Genomic DNA, 21,342 nt, shown 5'->3' on the forward strand with positions numbered 1-21,342 from the left:
CTATGTTATTCCCTAAAAATCACCTGCCGGTAAACTGGGTCGATGGCATGAAGCTGTCGCAACAGCATTTTGTGGATACGGATCATCAGGTTCAGGATCTGGTCCGTGATTCGATATCTCTGTTCCTGACCAGTTATAACTACGGCTTGTTGCCGCCGGTACGGGGAACGTCTGTAGCCCATGAGTTCGACCTGCTCGAAAAAAATGGCAACTATGTCGAAGTGCGCCTGTTTCGGTGCAACGCCATTACGCAGGGAGGCTGCCGGATCGCCATTAATCCGGATGTGCTGAAGTTTACGGTGCTGACGGCCTCGTTTGCCATTACACAGCATACCGACAATCAGCCCCCGGTCGGGTATGATATTGTCCTGGCCGTAAATCCGTTCGAGAAAGTACCCGTTGGCAATCCGAACCCGGAGGAGTCACCGCTCCGGCATCCCTACACCGAGTACGGTTATGAGCTGATGGTGGTGGCGTCCCAGCAGGTCAATGCGGATGAACTGGGCCAGCATCATCTAATTATTGGCAAAGCGATCTACCACGAAGGGCACTATATTATTGACACGCAGTATATTCCGCCCTGTGCGTCAATTTCCAGCCATCCCCGACTGATTCAGTACTACAAAAGTTTTGGCTGGGGGTTGAACGAGATTCAGGTTAGTTCATTCAAGATTATTCGAAAGGTTTTCGATCAGCAGCAACCGTCCGATATTGCCCGGCATGTTCAGAACCTTTGCAACCGGATACTGGACTATTTAGGGACTGTCTTTTTCGATTACCGCAATATGGACCACCAGCACCCGCCCGTAATGCTGGTAGGGTACTTTGCCAACCTGACCAGTATTATTTATACCGGGTTATACTGCATGCCAAGTCGGCAGAAAGAAGAACTTCTGCATTATTTCTTCGAATGGACTAACGTAACGCCGGGCCAGTTTGAAGAACTCCTGCTGCGCTTGCTGGAACACGATTATAACCATAACCAGATTGGCCTTTCGATGCACGCGATTGAGCAGTTTCTGGGCGTTTTTACCAAACTCTGGAGCAAACTCAGTACGCTCGAATATATCGGGCAGCGGAAAGAAACGATTCTGGTGCATGAGGAGGCCCCCATCCAGATTGCGCCCAGCCGACGGGGCTGGAATATTCTGGACTAAGGGGCAGACCGGTCTCCCGATCGAAATACCTGAACTTGTTGTACACTAATCCGGTCTCCTGATCGTCGAACTGTCCGCTGCCCAGAAAGGTGTGCCAGCGTTGGGGACCGGTTAGCATGTGTTTTTTGCCGAACAGGCACCACGGCCATTCCCATACGGGATTACCCTGCCCGTCGTGCATCGACAGGGGCTGCCCCAGGTAATTACAGACCACACTATACCTGGTTTGGTCGATCTGGAGCATCGTTGTTTCGGCTCCCCGACCGGTATACCAGGTAAGTTGAACCGGTTCGCTGCCCCTGCGGGCATGCCATTCGTGCAGGAGCCGGTTTGCGTCCCACGCCCAGCGAACGGTGTGGCCATCGCTGGTTTTCCTGATGCGACGCCCGAGGGCATCGTATTCGAACGTAACCACGCTGGCATCCGGGCAGGTAACCTGCTGCAAAGTGCCTGATTCGTGCCATACAAACTGCCACACCTTGCCGGCTGTCTGTTTTTCGCGCAGATAACCGTCCGAATCATAATAAAAACGCGTTGGACCGACCTGTATGAGCTGCCAGCCCACTTCGCTGGTTCTGGCGGCTGGCCTCAATAATTCCTGCTGATAGCGCGCCCGGTTGGGCTCCCAGTGGTCAACCCACCCGGCAGAGCCGCTGGCTTCGATCGGCTCATGGGTCGAATCGTAAAGCAGCGTAGCCGTACCGAAACGGGAATCCTGCAAACGGGTGAGCAACTGGTGCTGCCATTGGTACGTTTGCGAACGGGCGGCTTGCAGGCGACTTCCCCAAAAAAGCTGGTGACTGGCTGGTAACGGCCCCTGATCATACTGCCAGCGGCTGCGCAGATTGCCGGGCATCAGGCATTCCATTAAACGCCCCTGCCGGTCGTGTGTGTAGTCCAGTTGCCAATCGGGGTGTTGCTGCCGGGCCAGAAGGCTTCGGCTATCGTAGGTGTAGGCGGCACTGGCCTGTGCGGATGAGTTCAGACCGATTCGATTTCCGGCCTTGTCATACACCGTTTCTACCAGGGTATTATCAGCTTTTTCCGCAACGATATTTCCCAGCGGGTCGCGCTCGAACTGAATCAGCGTGTTCGGGGTAATCGCTTCAATAAGCCAGCCGTCCGGGCGATAGGTATAATGGTGCCAGCTGCCGTCGGAGAACAGTACTTCGGTCATTCGTCCGGCCGCATCGTAATGAAAGCGAGTTGAACGGCCATCCGGTCGGCAATAGTCCCGTACCCGCCCGGCCGCATCCCTGACGAACTGCCAGCTGAGTTTGTCTTTACTCCGAAGTTCAATGAGTTTGCCGTCGTTCGTATAAACGGGTTGGTACTGGCTAATTGATTTGGCCGCGTTGGCCGCATTGCCTTTGGGTACCGTAACCGCTGCGGGAATCGGGTTCGCCAATTGCCCCAACACATTGAACGCCCAAGTTGTGCTTCGCCCCGTTTCGGTGGTTTCCTCGTTTGGATGGGCGTACTGATCGTACGCCCATCGGGTCCAGCCTGTTTTCAGATCTTTTCTTTTCCGAAGCAGTCCGTCCTTCGTATAGCTAAAGGTTGTTTCGGCGCCAAGCGGGTTCAGGCAGGTGAGGAGTTGTCCGTTCTCAGCGTACGACCACTGCCAAACGCCATTGGCCCGATCGATCAGCTCCGTCAACTGGCCAGCGTCGTTATACTGCATGTGCATCTGCCCGCCGTCCGGCCAGACCGTCTCCATCAGGTTGCCTTTGGGGTCGTAGGTATAGAATGTGGTGTTGCCAAGGGTATCCTGCTCACTCAGCAGTTCGCCGTATTCGTTGAAAAACCACACCCGCTGTTGACTTCCTTCGCCAACAAAACGCTGAACGACTCCGGCTTCGTGCGTGTATTGCCTGACCCGATCGGCGGAGTCCGTAACGAGCGTACGACCCTCAGCGGGCAGATATTGAAGGCGCAGCGAAACCGGGCTGTCACCCCACTCTACCCTATGACACCGATGGGTAGCTTCGGTTTTTTCATAGGTGAAGAAGCTACTTTGTCCGAAACGATCCGTCAGCCGGATAAGCCGATTCTGTCGGTAACTGTATTGAGCCGTACGCTTACCGGCCACCAGCACATCGGATAGATTATTGGTTTCGTCGTACACATACATTACCAGCGGGAGTGCGCTCGTAGGCTGGCCGGTAGCTGTAATGGCCAGCCGGGTAATGCGCCCCTGCGCGTCCGTTGTCACATCAATAATTCGCTGAAAGTCGTCCGTTATGCGCTGCAAGTGCCCCGCGCCGGTATAGCTAAATTGAATGCGGTGGAGTAGGTGGGGGCATTCAACGGCGATCAGCCGACAAATTCGGCCGGCCGGATTCCGGGCAAACCGATAACGCATACCGTCGGCTCCCCGGAGCCGGTAGCCGTGATCGTCGTAGCTAAGCGCGAGCTTTTCGGTACGGTGCAAATACTGCTCGCCCATTGCCAGAAGCGGGAAAAGTACGCCCCGATTGTCCGGTAACCGAATCACCACCTGATTGCTGGCCTGATCTTCCAGCAGGGCAAAATCGTACGAATGCCGCCATCCGCAACCCAGGGGGCCGGTGTTTAGTTGGTTGGATCGATAAAACCGTTTCCACCGGAAGGGGAGCGGCCCCGGAATCTCCACATCGACTTCCTCGATCATCACTTCACCGGACGACACATCGACAACGCGGCCATTGAACGTCCGTCGTCCCCAGGGCAGCACCCGACAATCATCCGGCGTTAGCCCCAGCCGATTCAGAAGCTGGGCAACCTGTTCCGGGTTTTCTTCTCTGGCAGGTAACGCAGCGTTGGTTGCCGGGTAGAGCAATCGACGTAAACCAGATCGAAACGCGGGTGATTCCATGGGTTATTGAGTTATTGGTTGATCGTCAGGTAATAGTTAATAACTAATCACCAATAACCATCATCCATCGTTTGTTTCCGAGGAGTTGAGTCAGTAACTCATCGGCTTTTCGTCGTTTTTCAGGCGTTTGCTGCCGCTGCCAGTAACGTTTGCCTATCTCGGGCAAACGGGCCACCGGGTGCTGTTCGGGCGGCAGGTTTTCGGCCAGGGTAAATAGCCGAAGGTAATGCGTGTCGGCCAGGCGGCTCCGGCCACCGAGATCATGGGCCACGGCTAGCCGACGATGACTCTCCACCGCCAGCAGCCACTCCTCCAGGTGTTCGGCCCGCTTGCTGGCCAGATCATACCCGTCGATAGCTCGTTGCCGTTGTCGGGTAGTTTCGTAAACCTCGCCCGCCCCTAGCCAGGCCATCAGGCTGATGCGCCCGGCAAGCGCGTCGCCCGCATCAAATAACGGCTCCATCTGGTTAACGGCGAGCAGGTAACGGGCCAGTGCCTCATCGTACCGGCGCTGCTCTTTGTAGGCTTGTGCGATGGAGAGGTGAAGGCCGCCCTCAAGGCCGGTCCAGCGTTCCTGCTGGCAGATCAACTGGCACTTTTGCGCGAAGTACAACACATCCTGCAGGTTTTGCTGACTGAGGGCCGTGGTTAGTTCGGCATGATACTGCCGAAACTTTACATCGGGTGCCGTAGGCGAACCAAGCGCGGCTACCTGTTGAATTACTTTCTGAAACTGGAGGTTGATCGGGCTTGAGTAAACCTCTTTCCGAAAACGGCCGGGTAAGGTGGTCAGTTGTTCGGCACCGATGGTATCCGTAATGAGCACACGAACCGTAGGCGAAAGGCCACCCATCAACAGGGCTGTCACCATCTGGTCCAGCATGATATGGCTGGCGGTTGCCTGAGGCAGAAGACAGATAACCAGAAAGCCGTCCGTATAAGGGCGGAGCCGGGTATCCAGCTGATTGACCGCCGTAATGAAGCGGGTGATCGGGTCCTGTTTGGTACCTTTTGCTTCAGCCGGCCACTGGATGGTAATACGCTGATCGGCCAGTAGGGGAAGGTCATGGCCGATCTGTTCGGAAAGGTCGTTGAGGGCCTGTTCAAAGAATACCTGCCAGTGTTGAACGGGTGTGTCGAGGGTGATAAAAATGTCGTTGGAAATGGCCTGGGGGCCGGTCTGTTTTTCCAGGAACAGCGCCAGAAACCAATGCTCGTTGGGGGCAAACAACCAGCGACACAGGCGGGCATCGGGCAACCGTCGGAATTCCTGCCAAAGCCGTTCAAGAACGGATAGGCGCTGGCTTAGCGGGTTCATTGTACGCTACGGAGTGGTCTATGAATTAGGTTTAGTTAATCATGACCATTGACCCTTTAATGGCTGTCATGCCGGAGCTTTTAACGTTCATCGTACCCGTTCCTTCGACATCGGTCATGGCTCCTTTAACGTTCATCTGGGCGGATGCTTCTACTTTAACCTGTGTACCTTTGATGTTAACCGCCTGCTTGGCATCCAGCGTAATGGTCGTTCCCGACAAGACAATTTCGGGGGCTTCTATAGTCACTTTGGCGGTGGCTTTGACCACAATGTTCTTGGAGGAATTAATGGTTATGTCGCCCCCCGCACTGGGTACGGAGATCTTGATAAAATTCTTCTCGTCCACCTGCAAATGGATTTCTTTCACGCTGGGTTTTTCGATAAACGTCAGTGTACTGCCGCTGCCCACGCTGATGTGCTTTTCTTCCTCGGGCTTACTGGTATCAATGGCGCTGTTTTTACCATGCGGAATGGCCCCAATCACAAAGGGGCGTTCGGGATTGTTGTATTCAAAGCCAACCATGACCTGATCGCCGATACCCGGTACAAACTGAAAGCCGCGCGTTTTTTTGTTATCCGCATGCAGACCAAAATGTGGCTGGGTCATTCGGATGAAGGGGGTTGTTTCTGAGGCACTCATCCACAACATCCTGACCTTTACCCGCCCCATGCCTTTAGGGTCTTTGTTTTCCGTCACTTCGCCAATCTGGGTTTGAGCCATCGGCCTGACCAGTTTGCGAACAGGCATAGCGGCTACATCGGCCGGAATGGCCCGAAAGCGGTTTCTGTATTCACCAACCCCACTAACATAATGAACGACATCGGTTACGAGGTAAGGGGCCGATTGCCCGCCTTTGCCATTGGGTGAATCCGTGACGACCAGTTTACAGCCCGGAAACAAGCCCGGAATCGTGGCTTGCCCTTCCATAAATTTCTCTTCAGCGGCCAGGGTGGCCCGTTGATTGTCGCGGTAGTTGGGCATATCGGCAGCCGTCTGGGCCGGATGTGGTGCGATGATGCCAGCCGTTGTCGGTTTACCGTAAGGAGGCAAGTCTTTGGCTGACTCCGACTCCAGCCGCTTGTCCTCCTCCGCCAGATAGTCATACTGTTTAACGTAGGTAGGGACTGCCCGTACGCCCGTGCGGAAGTACGTTAAGTTGGCCCCGAAGGTTAGGTTTAGTTGCGACGTTGTACCGGGGTTGGTTGTAAAGTGGAGTACTGCACCATCGTAATAGAACCAGGCGCCAAAATCGTAAGCCAGCCGCTTTATGAAGTGCCAGACCGACTCTGAATACCGAACGCAAAACGGTAGTTTAGTCGGTTTCACACTGCCTCTTACATTCTTTTGCTGCGAATAGCTACTCAGGCACTGGTTGACAATATCGGTGATCGACTTATCGATGAACGTTTCGGTGCCGGGTACCGTGAGTAAGGATTCACAATGACCGTGCCCGGTCAGGACCATCTGCCCCCAATAGCCATCATCCTGCTGCGTTAACTGCGTCTGTGTGATCACACCCTTAAACTCCAGCGGAGGGATCTCGCGCGTTCCTTTAATGGTAAGTTCCAGGTCTTTTCGATTCAATTTTTCAAATTGATCGGAGAACAGCGTCACTAAATCTTCGACAGCGTCATGTTCAAAAACTACCCGAAATTCATGCGTGGTATGAATAGACTGCTGTAAGGTTATTGAGTTAAAAGCCGATATTCTTTTTCCTTCAATAAGTAGGGTCGTTTCGACTTCAGAGGTGTAAACTGCCATAGCGGGAAGAAGCGGATAAAGAGAAAGTTTTCAAACAGGTTTTGAGCCGGAAGGGTAAATAGGGAAGGGGTCGATCACTGGAATTAACCGCACCGAATGTAAGAAAACGCTTGTCGATTCACAACCTATTCTGTTTATTGGTTAACATTTGTTTGGCGTAGTACTTAGCCTTCCCCTAACCGTCTATGAATCAGGTATTTTTTCGCCATCCAATTCGATTTGGCTCCATCATGGTCGGGCAGGAAATGCCCACCTGCGGTGTAGGTACGTCAATTGCTCAGATGCTCTACCTGTTGCTTCATACCCAGTATGGAGAGCTACGAAGCGACCGCTCGTTCGGCTGTAAAATCTGGGATTTTGACTACGACTCTACGGTTAGAAGCAGCTACTGGGTTGACCAGTTGTGTGAGTCGCTGGAGACGGCCATCCAGCGTCATGAACGACGATTAAAGAAGCCACAGGTGAGTGTGCAGTTTCAGCCGGCAGCGCATCGGCAGGATGCGCTGCCCCAGGATTTTCAGCAGCTGGCAACGGTAACCATAAATGCCATCCTGCAGGAAACGGAGGAGCCATTCCGGTTTACAACCCAACTGCACCTTAGTCATCTGTCGACGCACTAAAGTAGAGTTTATACGACACACCCATTACTCGAATTACCTCCTATGCCACTGAGCGACCAGCGGTCTTTTTTTTCTAAAGAGTCTATACAGCAGCGTTTGTTATTGCACATTATGCAGATGTGGGGTATCCAGGATTTGAATCACCTTGATTCATTCGTGCAGATGCTGATCGACACGCTGGCTAATGAAGTTTACCGGATCAGTAATGAGTTCATGGAGTCGGAAGTGCGTGTTCTGGAGCGACTTGCCGATCTGCTGACGCCCGACCTGCTGACCATGCCCCGCCCCGCCCATGCCATTATGCAGGCCAATCCGGGTCTGCCCGTAGTGGAGATATCGCCGGTTCAGAGTCTTCTTTTTCAGCAGAAATATGCGTCTCAGCAATTGGGAGAGCTGGATAGTGTGCAGGATCTGTTCTTCTCGCCCGTCGAGCCCGTAAAACTCATCGACGGCCGGGTCGCTTACCTGGCTTCGGGCTCCCAACTGCGGGCCATTCACCCCCAATTGGGAAAACGCCTGGTAGCCCAGACGCTGCCTTTGCAAAAACTTGCGCCCAAAACGCTGTGGATCGGCCTGGAGCTGAACCCGGCTGTTGACTCAATTGACCGGGTAGGTTTCTTCTTTAACTGGCCCGACGATGTAGAGCACCAGCCCTTGTTGTCACTGCTTACGTTGAGCCGTTGGTCTGTAAACGGTCTGCCAGTTGCGACGGGTGTTGGCCCTACCTATAAGGAAGCCGGTCAAATTGATCTGGATGATGTGTCGCAACTGTTCTCCGAATATGAAATTAATTACCAGCTCGAAAATGACATCCGGCAGAATTACCAGCGTCGGTTCATTCACATCGAGCGCCCGGTAGCGGATTCGCTGGCGGGTTTGGCGTTGCCGTATCCACCCGCGTTCCTGGCGGCTTTTGGCCCTCAGAAGTTACAGCCTCTGGAAAGTGGTGCGCTGCTCTGGCTGGAGGTTACGTTTCCCGCCAGCTTTACCGAAGAGATACTGGAGAAAGTAACGGTCGACTTGAATGCCTTTCCGGTTATGAACCGAAAATTGAACCGGATTCTTTACCGGACGGTGGCCAATTTCAACCTGCTGCCCCTCCGCACCGACCCCTTCGAAACGCTCCTGATGGTGAAGTCCGTGATGGATAGTAAGGATCGGATTTTTGTGCCTCACCCGTTTCATAAGGCAGACGATATCCGCTCGGGCGGCTATACGGTTCGTCGGGGGGGCGTGGAGCGTTTCGATGTACGGAATGCCCGTGAACAACTGACATTTCTGCTGGAATTGCTGCGGGACGAATCGGTCGCGTTTGCGGTTTACGGGCAGGATACAGTCCGGTTGTTGCTCACCCAGCTCCAGGAGCAGATCGAGCGGCTCGAACGCAAAATTCAGAACACGAACATCCCCCAGCTGGTCATCAATCAATACGTGATTTTCAAGCCTTTTGAAGCGGGCGATCCCATGCAGGTCGACTTCTGGACAACCACCTGCGAGTTGGCCAACAACATTCCGGCCGGTACCTACCTACAGGCCTACAACACCAACACGCTGGCAGGCGACAGCATCAGGCTGTTAACCGGCACAACGGGTGGGCGTAGTCGTCCGTCGGCACTGCACCGGGTCCAGACGTACCGGTATGCGCTCATGACGCACCAGCGAATCATCACGCAGGAAGATATCAGGGCCTTTTTTTACCACGAGCTGGGGCCTTTATTGAAAGGAGTAACGATTCAAAAAGGGGTCGCTATTGGTAAAACAGTACAGGAAGGGTTAATGCGCACCGTTGATATTATCGTAAAACCGGCTGAGGATTGTACCTTAACTGAATCGGAGTGGAAAGTTGTGATGGAGAGTGTTCTCCAAAAGTTAATTCAACGCTCGGGTCAGGTCACTACGTACCGGCTGTTTTTGGATGAAGTGATGATACCTGTTTAACCCTTGGTAATGTACCTACGTATCGCCCTCTTACGCGCCCTTTTTTGGATTGTTACCACAATTGCCCTGAGCTCTCTGCCCAGGCAGGCAGTGGCCCAGGACTCCCTGACGTATAGTATCGATAGCTCATTGACGCTTATGCCATCGACGGTGATCGATGCCGCCATTACCGGAAAATGGCGATTGAGTACGTTTGTTGGTTACCAGCGGCTGTATGAAAAGGGCTTTTTAAACGAACTGTATGTAAAGCATGGCCTGCATGCCAGTCTGGCAACGGATTATTTCTTTAACGAACATCTGGGGATCGGGGCGCTGGTCGGGTATCAAAGTTTACGGGTCGACGGTTCGTACAACCAGGATCCGTCTATTCCAATCAACTCATTTGCCCGGGTTCTTCCGTTAACGGCCCTGCACACGTTTATGCTGACCGTCGGCCCCGCTTTATCCGTTAGCCTCAGTAAACGAGTGTCACTAAATGCAAATTTTCGGGGCGGGCTGTTTTACCACAGCGTTCCGGTGTTGAGTGCGTATTCCCTTAGTTATACGGAGGGCGATTTATTGAATGGCAAACTGGTTGCTACAACCATCATGCCTACCAGCCAACGGGCGCAACTGGGGGCGAATGGCTTCATAAGTCTGAACTATCAGTTTACCAGTCAGTTTAGCCTGGGTTTGGCCGCCAGTGCTTCGTACAGTTCCGTTCGGTATGCACGGTTGAACATAGCGGGCGATTTCAGTCAAAGAACATTGGAGTTACCAACATATGGGGCACAGCTTACGGCCTCGTTTCGGTTATCGCCTTCGTCGGCCTCATCGCCCTCGTCGGCAGTGGCAGCAAAGCAGCAAAAGGCAATTGAACCCGGCCAGCCGGTGCCGGTCTGTTATCCGCCTTTGCTGGACCCATCGCAGTCCAATCTCTTCAAAATTGGCGGTATTGAACGGCCGGTATTTAAATGGCGCAGTAGTGCTCCGATCTATACCGAAGGCGAACAGTATACGATCCAGATTTATACCTTGCCGGGCAATAAGAAGATTTACGAAAAAGTGCTTAAGGAGCAGCAATTCGTATGGCCATCTCAGCTGCCTTTGCCAGACTCGGCTGCCTTTTTCTTTTACACCGTATACACGAGCCGTGTTAGTGAGTACGGTCATTTGTGCCGCAGTGAACCCGCTGCCGGAACCTTTTCTTTCTACAAAGGACAGCCCACCAATCAGTCGTTATTGACGCAGCCTTCGTTCCGGACGTATGCCATTAAACTGTACGAGCTACCCCCGATCACCGTGGCTCCGCCCGATTTACAGCGGGTTAACCTGCTTATGCGGATGCTGCAGAAAGCTGGCCTGTTAACGAGTCCGCGGACACCATCGACTGCCTCCGCTGATTCTGCACAGCTGGTCAGCCAACTACCGCCCAAACTTATTTTTGAAGGACCGGTGGAGCAGTCGCAGTTTGTCTGGCCCGCTGGTGTGCCGTTGCCTGCCAGGACAACGGCATACGAATACACCATTAATGCCCTTGATAATCAGGAGGTCGTTCAGCGCAGCTACCTCATGGTAGAGCCGGGAGGCTGCTATACGATCATTAATGAAGAGACGAAGAATGCCTTTTTACGGTACAGGGGCACGCCAGCGGCTGTTGTGCCGCCAGATGCATTGCCGGTAAAGAAGGAAGAACGCTAGAGAAAACTGGTATAACCCAGGTAAACTTCGGTTGGATCGGGCGCGTCCTGTGCCTTTGATGGGGAGGTCAGGACAGTAACGGAAAAGTCAATAGAGACAGGAAGGAAATAATTAACGAGATTATGCAACAAGGCAATCGATTGAGAATGAGGCAAAAAAAGCGGAACCTGCGCATCCGGAACGGGACCAATCTGGATTTGTATCCCGTTGCGGCCATCGTCGAAACGGTCGCCCATTACCGTATCGACACCTAACCGGCAGTTGGCCAGCGTAGGTAAGTTATCTTCGGCCTGGGTTGGCTGGTGGCTTTTACGACCGCCTTCAACCGTAACCGGAACGGCAAAAAAGACTTGTAAAAACCGACTTAGCCAGACAAGATTACTGCGAACCAGGTGCATCCAGGGCAGCATTTGTAAAAAAAGACCCGTCTGCGTCCGGTTCATGTCCTTAATAATGGGCCATTGCTCGGCAAATTGATCGATCAGGGTCCTGGCTGTATCCGGGTGTTCAACGGAATTTTCGTGCTGGACAGCCAGTGTCCGCAGGTAATTCAGTTCAGCATCGAAGGGCAGGAAGAAAAGCCGGGCCTGCCGTTCGTTATCCCGATCCTGCCGGATCGTGTCGAGGGTCTGGTCGGTATCGGCCAACTGCCTTAAGTCTTTCGGCGGAAAGAACAGGTACTGCGGCAGCATATCGAATAAGCCCTCCCGTGGCGTATCGATGCGGTTGTAGATAAAGGTGGACCCTTCCAGCAGCCAGTCGCTCATCTCCAGGATGTCCTTGGAATAAGCCCGGTTGTAAAGTCCGGTGGGGTTAATGATTATTCGTTCCGGGGGAATCTGCTGATCGGCCAGTGAGGCTGCCAGAATTTCGGCTTTGAAATCGACATCGAGCAGATCAAGAAAGTAAGGCTGTAGAGTTGACGACTGATTAGAGATTGCCATGGGTGTAGAAGCCAGCACTGTAAATAATCAACAAGTTACCTGTTTCTGCTAAAAGAACCTTTTAGACAAATGAAATCATTAAATTATAAAGAAATCAATCAGGCATTCAATCGATTTCTGGTCTGGTTCGCCAGCCTTTTGTTGACAACGGTTGCCTGTGTGTTCCTGTACATCAAAGCAAGTTCAAATCAGTTTAACCGGCTGGTTCAGCAGAAAGAGGATTTTGATCAGATCTTTTACAAAGATGCGCTCCTGGCCGATAAAGTCGACTCGCTGTATACGTACATGAGTCTGCTCAACACCAGCCAGATTCGGGATGACCATCAAATGCAGCGGCTGATCACCAAGAAGAAAGAAGAATACACCAAACTAATCAATAAGGAGCGGAAAAACCGGCCTTACTTCCTGGTCTATAACCGGTTGTTCAGCCATGTTAACGAGATGCTTTTGCTAAAAGACTCCCTCAACAGGGCTATGCTGGAAGAAAGCGATATGCGGAGTGAACTGAAAGACTGTCTGCAACGGGCAGTCAACGAACATCGACAACGTAAACGGACGAATTGACGCGGCACTTTTAACTAACTGAGATGGAAACATTTTTTCGACTTACCATGCGTGAACGGCGGCTTCAGTTTATCTACCTGCTGGCTGCACTTTGTCTGTTAACGCTCCTCATCAGCTTCGTTGCGTTTAAGAACAATACCTATTCGAGTAGTGAGTCGAAGCGGGTGTCGAACAAGATCAAGCAACAGGAGCAAATTCTGAAAAGTCAACTCCGGAATATGCCCTTGCTGGATTCCGCTTACCGGTCTATCGTTGCTTTCCAGCCCCAGGTGAATGCTGTTTTTGTTGAAGTCGAAATCGAAGAAGATCTCAACGATATTAAACGGCTCTCTACCGCCCAGCTGGACAACACCCGGTCGCGAGCCTTTGGGCAGATAGCCGATTTTTACCGGATGATGTACATCGACAAAAAGATAGTCTGGAGCAAGCAGTCCAACATCAGCTTATTCCGAAAGCAGCTGGATGATTGCAGCGTAGGCTTGCTGTCAAATGCAGCACCGGCTCCCGGACCATCTGCCGGTGCCCAACCCACTACCAGTGACCAATAGTCGTTATGAACAGTAAAATGACCTTATCGGCGCGGGCGTTGTTTTTTACCCTGATCGTACTCTCCGGTCTTTATCAGTACACGGCTGAACCTGCGATTCGGGCTAAAGTAGACCCGATCCAGCAAGTCGCCGGCCAGCCAATACGCTACGCCGACAGTACGGATGCGGAGGGAAGGCGGCACTGGGAGTTCGGCAATGGGCAGGAGTCGAGGGTATCTAAGGGCGAGTTTTATTATTATCAGCCCGGTACGTATCTGATTCGACTAACGATCGATAATAAACTGTCGAGAACGTTTTCTGTCGTGATTACGCCTAAGAAGATCGTGCAGGAGCAGGATTCGCTGGTGAAGATCAAAGGGCCGTCATCGGGTTACGAGCGGGAAAAGATGGTGTTCACCGCCGAAGGGGGAGGAGCCCGTCAGTTTTCGTGGCGCTTTGGCGCAAGCGGGCAGATTGACTCCCGCGACCAGACCGCGATCTATAGCTACCCAACCGTGGATAGTTATACGCCCTTTCAGACCTACCGAATTGAACTCATGACGGATGTGACGAAATACCCGGTTGTAAAAGAAGTACGGGTCTTTAAAGGGTTCAATAAGTTCGCGCCAACCATCGATTCGCTCGACATTACGGGCAACGATGTTAAAAGACGGTTGCAGCTCATTGCCGATGGGCAATCTTTTAATGTTCACTACAACTACTTGTTAAAAAGGTATTTGTGTGAGAAAAACAACGCATCCGTGCGCATCAACAACGCCAAAACCAACGACTTTTATTCGTACTGTATGGGCTTGCAATTCGATCGGGGGGTACGCATCGATGGGGTAACGGTAACCACCGATTCACTTACATCCTGCCTTGTGCGCTTAAACGTGACCCAGCATAACCAATGAAGCACCTCGTTCGTCATGGCTATTTTCAGCTATCCGGCTGGCCTCCGTGGTTCGTACTTCTCCGGCGGTGTGTCGGCCTGGTACTGTGCTGGCTGAGCTGTCAGGGAGTGGCAATGGCTCAACTGCCTTTTTTCATGCGGGTAGCCCGCCAGCCGTATAATCTGGTGCCCCATGCAGGTAACTCGGGTTCGTCTAAAACCGTAGCGGATGTAGCCAAAGGAGGGGCCGATCTGAATTTTCAACCGGCGGGTGGTACCCCCTGGATCGTTTATTCGGACCGTGTCAACAACAATACCTTCCGAAATGCCAACGGTACCGTTCCTTTTCGGAAAATGGGTTTTTTAGAAGCTTTTTACGTACTGAAAGAGCGAAACGGCTATTTGAAACTCATCAAATACGACCCCAAACTGCCCATTGGAAATAAGTTCTCCAGCCGGGCGGTTACCGATCGAAAATCTGTGGTGTATTACGGATGGGCACCCAAAACCCGGTTTCTGCTGGCTAACCAGAGTATCCGGTCGGCAGACCAGCGCCGGGCACAGGTGTTTAGTGCCGTACTGGCTCAGCCGGTTCTGGTTGCCAATCCGAGCCAGTATTTCGCCAACGATTCCGTGAAACTGTATTCGGAGCCTACCCAGCAAGCCCTGGTTGGCGATAAGCTAAAACTGTACGATCTGACCTATATCTATAAACTCTCCGAAACCCGTCGGCAAGCCCTTATTGGACGGGCCTCGTGGTTCCCAACCGACAGTGCGAAACAAATTCTTCTGGGCTGGGCACCCATTGATGTGTTGCAGGCCGTGGGCAACCGACTGTTTCTGGAACCGGACACCACGCATCTGCAGCAACAGGCCCTGCCGCTCTACCGGTCATTGTCGGCCGCTGCCCGGAAGCTGTCCGATTCGACGGTTGCCAGTAGTCCGTTTCCGGCCGTTTCCTGGAATCAGTTCGGTACTAAATTTCCGGTTCTCAATCAGTTCAAGAATACCAAAGATAGCCAGACCGTTGTGCAGACGAATGGGATGACCCCTTTGTTGATCAGGCGGCACGTGCCCATTCTGAACGTTAACGGCCAGCCCATCAGCAGCCAGCAACTGGCCAGCATTCGAAGCCATAGTAACAACTACAACCTGATTTATGTCATTGAGGGCAGCCCGGCCATGCAGCCTTACTGGGGAGAGATGGTCAATACCATTCAGTTTACCATCTCGCAGTTGTCGCAGGATTCGTCGCGGGCGATCAGTCTGCGGGCGGGGGCTGTGGTGTACAACGAGTATAAAAAAACGGACGATAACAAGCTGCGGGGTAATGTCGATCTAAGCCCGCTGACGACCAATTACGTTTACCTGCTCAACGAATTAAGAAAGCTTATGCCCCCGGCCAGGACGCAGCCGGAGCCAGAGGCCAAGAGTGTTCGGTTTGGCATCGGCAAAGCCCTGGAGTTGTTTGCCGCTCATCCCAACGAAAACAACATACTGGTACTGGTGGGTATTAATGGGGATATGCAGTCCATCGTCGATGGTATTCTGGTTCCGGCTGCCCTGAAAAGTGTAGAGTGTCGATTGCTTGCGTTTCAGGTGTATGCGCCCGTGGGCGATGTAGCCAATAATTTCGTGCTGCACGCTCGGGAACTGATGGTGCAGATTGCCAACCAGGGTGTTGTCCTGAAGAAGACGAGGCTGGTTCGACCGGATATGGTGACGACTGTCAACGAGTTCACTCATCGGGTCGGCGATCGCAATGAATACAGCCTGGCTTATCCCCAACGAAGCATGGTTCCCGGCTGGGTTCTTTTTCCGCGAAAAAACCAGGCCCTGCCGTTTAAGGAGTTATACGCGGCTACGGACAGTCTGTTCAGGCAGGTTACCAATGAATCCGAAACGATTATAGCCGCCCTGGAGAGTACGTTTCAGCATTTGGAGCTGTTGGGAGACCGGGTAAATCCGAAACTGACACCAATCTATGCATCTCTGGGCATGAGTTTACCGGCGGTTGCGTCAACGTTGATGCCCCTTGAGGCTTATCCTTTTCTCGTGCGGGCCTATACGCCCGCTACCCTTGCCGATGGCCATCGGTGGAAATACATTGCCTTGCTGCCGCTGGATGAATATGAGAGCATAAGCCGCTGGCTGGAGCAGTTGAGCAGCGAAGACCTGGACCCGGCCGTTTATTTCGACCGGCTCAGGCTCTACCGCCGTTACCATAAAACCATCAGGGAGATTGGATTACCCGCAGAGACGACCCTGACACTCGACCAGATATTAAACGGAATTTTGGATTTGCCCGTCGCCAATCCACTGTTCAAGCGAATTACCGTCAGTCAGTTAGTGAATCGAAAGCAGTTGTCCGACGCCTTACTCAGTCAGGTTTTATACCTGCTCCGGGAACGACGCGATTATTTCCGGCGGATACCTACCTTCCGAAACAGCCGATTTACGTCGAACGGGCGGACGTACTACTGGATCAGCGAAGACCTTTTTAAATAAACCATACCTCATCACTACCATGCGTCAGCTACCGCTTACCGAACCGGTCGAGAAGGCCCTGCACATCGCCCGCGCTTTGGCTCGTGAATATCATAATGAGCAACTCACGGCCGCTCATTTGTTGCGCGCAATTCTCCACGACGATGTAGGCGGTAGTGCGCTCCTGAAAGCCCTCGATCAGGATGTTGCGTATATTTTCGACTGGGCCGATGTCTGGATTGAAGAACAGCCCCGTTCGGCGCAGGTCGTAACGGAACCATTGCCGGACGAATCGGTAGAGCGCGTCCTGAACGAAGCCGATTTCTTCCGCGTCAAGCTGGGGCTCGATTACATTGAACTGATCTGCGTCCTGACGGCGCTCACCAAGCCGGGCATTGGCTTCACGGCCGAACAACTTCGCTCCCTGCCGTTGCAGGAGCGCGATTTGTTGGAACGGTTTTTACGGGATTTGTCGGCGCCCCGCGCTGCTGAGAAGACAAGTCCGAACGGCAATGACCAGCCGGCTTTCACGGGCGTAAAGGCAAAGAGTAAATTCAGCTATTGCATCGACAAAACAGCGCAGGCTCGTGCCCATAAGTTAGACCCCGTGGTGGGCCGTAAGCAGGAAGTACGGACGATGCTCGAAATTCTGGGTCGGCGCAGTAAGCCCAACGTGATGGTTGTGGGCGACCCCGGCGTTGGTAAATCGGCCCTGCTCGACGGGCTGGCCCAACTGATTGTTGACGGCCAGGTGCCCGACCGGATGAAAAATGCCATTTTGCTCGAACTTGACTCCGGCGCTCTGCTGGCGGGCGCTTCGTATAAGGGTGAAGTTGAAGACCGCCTTAAATCGGTCCTGAAAGAGGTTCGGCAGCAGGAGATGTGCATCCTGTTCATTGATGAAATTCATACCCTCCTCGATCCCAAAGGCTCTGCCGGCACCGGAATCGCCAATTTGCTGAAGCCCGAGCTGGCCCGTGGCGAATTGACCGTGGTGGGGGCTACCACACTCGAAGAATACCGGAAGCTGATCGAACCCGATCAGGCATTAAGTCGCCGATTTGAATTACTCACGGTAACCGAACCTACCGAACAGGTCGCGGAGCGCATGATTCGGGGGCTGATACCGGTTTATGAGCAGCACCACAAGCTGGAAATCCAGCCCGATGTGATTGCTGCCTGCATTCGTCTGGCACGTCGATACAGCAAAGAACGCCGATTGCCCGACTCCGCCCTCGATTTGCTGGACCGCACCATGGCCGCGATCCGGATTGCGATCGAAACATCGGACACGGAGCTGAGCCGACTCGAAAAAGCCGTTCAGGAGCTAAGCCAAAGCGATTTACCGCCCGGCGAAGCCCTGGAGGAATACCGCTGGATCGATACGCAGCTTCACCACCAGATCAGCCCCGTTCTACTGGGCAACTGGGAGGATACAATCAACCCCCTCGAGCTGGAAACGCCCGTTGCCTACCACGACTATATTATGGCCAAGCTCGTGCGGTTTCGGGAGTTGGCCGGTCAGCAGGTGGCGGTCGTTACGGCCAATGACCTGGTGGCGGTAGTGGCCCATAAAACAGGTATTCCCATGGGTAAGGTACAGGGGCAGGAAAAAGAACGGCTCCTGTCGATGGAAAGCTTTCTGCAACGGCGGGTGGTGGGCCAAAATCATGCGTTGCGCGCGCTATCAGACGCTATCCTGGAGTCGCGCAGTGGATTGCAGCGGGCGGGTCAGCCCATCGGCTCCTTCTTTTTGTTAGGCCCCACCGGAACGGGAAAAACGGAACTGTCGAAGTCCCTGGCCGACTTTCTGTTCAACGATGAGCGGGCACTGATCCGGTTTGACATGTCGGAGTTCAAGGAAGAACATTCCGCAGCGCTACTCTACGGAGCTCCGCCGGGCTACGTTGGCTACGAAGAAGGCGGCCTGCTGGTTAACAAGATCCGGAAGCAGCCGTATTCCGTTGTGTTGTTCGACGAGATCGAGAAAGCGCACGGCTCAGTTTTTGACGTTTTCCTCCAGATCATGGACGAAGGGCGGCTGCACGACAAACTCGGCAAGGAAGGAGACTTTACCAACGCGCTGCTCATTTTCACGTCCAACATCAGCAGCGAATGGATAACCAACGAATTTCAGGCCGGTCGGATGCCAACGTCCCAGCAGCTGATGACGCGGATGACGGGGCAGTTCCGACCGGAATTCCTGGCCCGGATTACGGAGATTATCCCGTTCTCGCCTATTCAGGAAGAGAATGTGGTGCGGATCTTCGAAATTCAGCTGGCACATCTGCAGAAAAGCCTTGTCCAGCAGGGCGTTACGCTCACATTGACCAAAGAAGCCAACCGGCAGTTAGCCTTACAGGGTTTTTCGCCCCATTACGGCGCCCGGCCATTGGCGGGGATCATTCGAAACCAGCTTCGCCGGCCAATTTCGCGGCTGCTCATTTCGGGACAGCTGCAAAAAGGACAGGCCCTGAATCTGGACTGGAATGAGCAGGCGAGTGAACTGATCTGGCAGATAAGTTGAGCAGGCGGGTAATCTTTCGGCAAAGATGCCGATCCGAACCCGGTTCGGATTGTTACTGGAGGTCGTAAAAAAACATACCAGTTGTTTGAAACTGCTCATTTCCAGCCTTGCGGCCAAGGGGCTTATTGATAGATTTGATAACCAGAACTGTTTGTTGAAATAAGCATGTTTGAGTTTGAAATAGGTGGTCATGAGACCAAGCCCAAGGCTGTGGAAGAAATCAGTGACATTCCTTCCAACCGGACGTTGCTGGTGCTGAAACTTACCCAGAATGACCCCGTAAGGCCGCAGACGCTGTATGGCCTGAAGACGGTTGATGAGGTATTCAACCACTTCAAGCCTCAGGTTGAAGTCGAGCTGGAATCGCTGGAGGGGATGCCTGTGAAAGAAACCATCCGGTTTCGGCGGGTAGCCGATTTTCGGGTCAAGGAGCTGGTTGCGCAGAGCCCACTGCTGCAATCGCTGGATACGCGGTACCAGGAATACACGCAGCTTGGCCGCCGACTAAAGGGCCATGCGCTGCTGCAAACCATATTGAGTCATGCAGAAACGAAGGAGGCCCTGCTTAATACGCTGCGGGCGGCTGCCGATGAGCTGACGAAGACGCGTAAAGCGGGTCGATGACCGCTGTGGCAGTTTCTATCAAGTTGCACGAATAAAGTGGCAATCTATTTCTCTGATTAATGGAAAGTGAATCAACCGTTCCGCCAACAAAACCGAATTCGGGGTATTCTTCTGCGGTTAACCCGGGAGCGTCGCTGTCCGACATTCTCTCGTTGCTGACGGATCATGGTTTCGAGTTCGTGGAGAGCCTTTTGGCCGGTTCTTCAACCGGGCAGCTGGGTTCCATAAATCGGACAACGAACTATTTTAACCGGCCGGTTAAGGAAGGGGAACAGGCCATTTTGAGGGATAAACTCAACGTTTGGATTGAGGTATTGAGTGCATCGGACAGCCCGGACGAACTGCTCGATATAGCCAACCGGAAAGCGGCACAAGCTGAGGAAAGCCTGCGTAAAAACCTGCTGACTACCTTGGACGCCACCCGGGAACTAGAGACCAACTATCGGGCACTTTCTCTTTTTTACACGAATGCTGAAACGCCGGAAATCTCCAATGTATCGGTAGTAAGCGCCGATTTAGAGCAAGTGTGTGATCTGGAAAATTCGCAGTTTATTGATCATATCGCCAACGAGTTAAGACAAAATTACGACCGGCTCGACCTGCGGGACAACTACTCCCTTCTGGTCATTCCGGGCTTTATGCGGTCGAATATAGTGCTGGAAAAATGGGCAAAAATTGCCTACGCCAATAAGGTCATGCTCTTCACCGACTTTGCCGATGTGGACGGCCCCGACGATGTGCTTGATCTTTCCGGTACTGTCAATATGAGTGGGGCGGAGTTATACCGTTCTAATGTGATCATGACCTGTAATTGGGTTGTTGGCCGCAGCAAGGTGGCTGAAGTGGGCGAGCTGGAACACCTGTTTATCCCACCATCGGCAGCGCTGGCCGGTAAGACCTACTGTACGCTGATGTCGCAGGTTTCGGCGGGGAAACAATACGGCGGAATCAGCGATGTGCTAGGCGTTCGGTTTCGGCTCTGGAAAAATGAAGTTTCCGTTATGGAACGACTTAACCTCGTCCCGATGATCGATGAACACGGCCGGGTCATGGCCTATGGCAGTAAAACCCTGTTCAACGGGCCTAATATTGGTTTGCAGACCTCCACGGTGGTTCGGGTCTTCGACTATATTGTAAAAGTACTGTTTGACTTTCTGAACCGGCGGGCCTTTGAAAACTGGAATACGCTCATAGAAGGCGATTTACGACGACAGATTGCTGATTTTCTGGACAGTGTGAAAGGCCCTGCTAAACTCATTGAGCAATTTAGAATTGTACGGCTCGAACGGGATAGTAAAGTGAAAGATCGGGTCTATCTCGACATTCGCCTGACGCCCTATTACCCGGCTAAAAGTTTTATCGTTCGGCTCGATGGCCGGCGGGCCGATGCGACCGAAAGTCCGGAATGGACTTCCAACTATGAGTTGGTTTAACTCCTATTGGGT

The 21,342-nt window shown here is 52.9% G+C and carries 15 protein-coding genes; 11 read left to right on the forward strand and 4 right to left on the reverse strand.

The features are described from left to right. Positions 1 to 2: 2 nt before the first annotated feature. Positions 3 to 1,157 carry a hypothetical protein gene (locus tag ACYVJM_RS14665; RefSeq protein WP_461148979.1) on the forward strand — a complete coding sequence of 385 codons (1,155 nt, stop codon included), beginning with the start codon at positions 3 to 5 and terminating at the stop codon, positions 1,155 to 1,157. On the opposite strand, the gene ACYVJM_RS14670 is transcribed toward ACYVJM_RS14665, so the two are convergent. From ACYVJM_RS14670 to ACYVJM_RS14680, 3 genes are read right to left on the reverse strand one after another with little or no spacing between them, the layout of a single operon-like run. Beyond that, positions 1,051 to 4,014, reverse strand: coding sequence for a DUF6531 domain-containing protein (locus ACYVJM_RS14670; protein WP_461148980.1), 2,964 nt, complete (start codon positions 4,012 to 4,014; stop codon positions 1,051 to 1,053). The two genes, ACYVJM_RS14665 and ACYVJM_RS14670, sit on opposite strands and share 107 nt — an antisense overlap. A 43-nt stretch (positions 4,015 to 4,057) precedes the next feature. Then, positions 4,058 to 5,332 (reverse strand): hypothetical protein, encoded by a 1,275-nt coding sequence (locus tag ACYVJM_RS14675; RefSeq protein ID WP_461148981.1) that lies wholly within the window; start codon positions 5,330 to 5,332, stop codon positions 4,058 to 4,060. A gap of 31 nt (positions 5,333 to 5,363) precedes the next feature. Further along, a complete protein-coding gene (locus ACYVJM_RS14680) occupies positions 5,364 to 7,094 on the reverse strand; it encodes a type VI secretion system Vgr family protein (protein ID WP_461148982.1) in 1,731 nt (576 codons plus the stop codon). Positions 7,095 to 7,279: 185 nt separating this feature from the next. On the opposite strand from ACYVJM_RS14680, the gene ACYVJM_RS14685 reads away from it, so the two are divergent. Genes ACYVJM_RS14685 through ACYVJM_RS14695 form a run of 3 tightly spaced genes read left to right on the forward strand, consistent with a single transcriptional unit; the run spans position 7,280 to position 11,332 of the window. Beyond that, entirely contained in the window at positions 7,280 to 7,714 is a 435-nt protein-coding gene (locus ACYVJM_RS14685) for a GPW/gp25 family protein (RefSeq protein ID WP_461148983.1), read from the forward strand. A gap of 42 nt (positions 7,715 to 7,756) precedes the next feature. Beyond that, on the forward strand, positions 7,757 to 9,652 hold the full coding sequence (locus ACYVJM_RS14690; protein ID WP_461148984.1) for a hypothetical protein: 1,896 nt from the start codon (positions 7,757 to 7,759) through the stop codon (positions 9,650 to 9,652). A gap of 9 nt (positions 9,653 to 9,661) precedes the next feature. Continuing rightward, positions 9,662 to 11,332 (forward strand): hypothetical protein, encoded by a 1,671-nt coding sequence (locus ACYVJM_RS14695; protein WP_461148985.1) that lies wholly within the window; start codon positions 9,662 to 9,664, stop codon positions 11,330 to 11,332. Here ACYVJM_RS14695 and ACYVJM_RS14700 read toward each other — a convergent pair. Next, positions 11,329 to 12,276: a type VI secretion system baseplate subunit TssG gene (locus ACYVJM_RS14700; RefSeq protein WP_461148986.1), complete on the reverse strand. Its 948-nt coding sequence runs from the start codon at positions 12,274 to 12,276 to the stop codon at positions 11,329 to 11,331. The two genes, ACYVJM_RS14695 and ACYVJM_RS14700, sit on opposite strands and share 4 nt — an antisense overlap. Positions 12,277 to 12,345: 69 nt before the next feature. Here ACYVJM_RS14700 and ACYVJM_RS14705 point away from each other — a divergent pair, with 69 nt between their 5' ends. The 7 genes from ACYVJM_RS14705 to ACYVJM_RS14735 all read left to right on the forward strand — a co-directional run bounded on the left by ACYVJM_RS14705 (position 12,346) and on the right by ACYVJM_RS14735 (position 21,330). After that, complete coding sequence (locus tag ACYVJM_RS14705; RefSeq protein ID WP_461148987.1) at positions 12,346 to 12,840, forward strand: hypothetical protein; 495 nt, start codon at positions 12,346 to 12,348, stop codon at positions 12,838 to 12,840. 23 nt (positions 12,841 to 12,863) lie between these two features. Continuing rightward, positions 12,864 to 13,388 (forward strand): type VI secretion system TssO, encoded by a 525-nt coding sequence (gene tssO, locus ACYVJM_RS14710; RefSeq protein ID WP_461148988.1) that lies wholly within the window; start codon positions 12,864 to 12,866, stop codon positions 13,386 to 13,388. A 5-nt stretch (positions 13,389 to 13,393) separates the two neighbouring features. Then, positions 13,394 to 14,281, forward strand: a complete 888-nt coding sequence (locus ACYVJM_RS14715) for a hypothetical protein (protein WP_461148989.1) — start codon at positions 13,394 to 13,396, stop codon at positions 14,279 to 14,281. Further along, entirely contained in the window at positions 14,278 to 16,767 is a 2,490-nt protein-coding gene (gene tssR, locus ACYVJM_RS14720; RefSeq protein WP_461148990.1) for a type VI secretion system protein TssR domain-containing protein, read from the forward strand. The genes ACYVJM_RS14715 and tssR overlap by 4 nt, the downstream gene beginning before the upstream one ends. A gap of 19 nt (positions 16,768 to 16,786) precedes the next feature. Further along, positions 16,787 to 19,273 (forward strand): ATP-dependent Clp protease ATP-binding subunit, encoded by a 2,487-nt coding sequence (locus tag ACYVJM_RS14725; protein ID WP_461148991.1) that lies wholly within the window; start codon positions 16,787 to 16,789, stop codon positions 19,271 to 19,273. A 165-nt stretch (positions 19,274 to 19,438) separates the two neighbouring features. After that, positions 19,439 to 19,897 carry a hypothetical protein gene (locus tag ACYVJM_RS14730; RefSeq protein ID WP_461148992.1) on the forward strand — a complete coding sequence of 153 codons (459 nt, stop codon included), beginning with the start codon at positions 19,439 to 19,441 and terminating at the stop codon, positions 19,895 to 19,897. Positions 19,898 to 19,956: 59 nt separating this feature from the next. Then, positions 19,957 to 21,330 carry a type VI secretion system contractile sheath protein TssC gene (locus ACYVJM_RS14735; RefSeq protein WP_461148993.1) on the forward strand — a complete coding sequence of 458 codons (1,374 nt, stop codon included), beginning with the start codon at positions 19,957 to 19,959 and terminating at the stop codon, positions 21,328 to 21,330. Positions 21,331 to 21,342: the final 12 nt, after the last annotated feature.

It is taken from the genome of Spirosoma pulveris (assembly GCF_054781875.1).